Source organism: Affinundibacterium flavidum (assembly GCF_014284175.1).
Lineage (GTDB): Bacteria > Pseudomonadota > Gammaproteobacteria > Burkholderiales > Burkholderiaceae_D > Undibacterium > Undibacterium flavidum.
The window spans coordinates 1-387 of sequence record NZ_JACOGA010000057.1 but is presented as its reverse complement, the minus strand read 5'-3'; the positions used below and the strand labels follow the sequence as shown (position 1 = coordinate 387).

Annotated in this window: 1 protein-coding gene; it reads right to left on the bottom strand. The window is 40.8% G+C overall.

Annotation, left to right across the window (positions count from 1 at the left end; genetic code table 11):
* Positions 1 to 387 (bottom strand): DDE-type integrase/transposase/recombinase (locus tag H8K55_RS21335; protein ID WP_186944260.1); only part of this gene is annotated, 387 nt, incomplete at both ends.

Sequence of the window (387 nt, the reverse complement as noted above, 5' to 3'; positions counted from 1 at the left end):
TACTTTGCATAAGACCTTTTGATTGTAGTGAGGCTTGATAAGCGTGCATGCGATATTGCCAGCCTTGGTCAGAATGTAAGATCGGTTTATCCTTTGGCGATAGTCGTTTAAAAGCTTGGTTGAGCATAGTATCAATCATTTTATAAACGGGTCTTTTTGCCGTTTCAAAGGCAATGATTTCGCCATTAAACAAATCTAAAATCGGTGATAGATAAAGCTTCTCACCAGCGACATTAAACTCCGTCACGTCGGTTACCCACTTTTGATTTGCCTCGCTAGCCTTAAAATCTCGTTGCAATAGATTTGGCGCAGCCAAGCCAATATTGCCTTGGAACGAACGATATTTCTTGGGGCGTACCAAGGATTTTAATCCCAACAACTTCATTA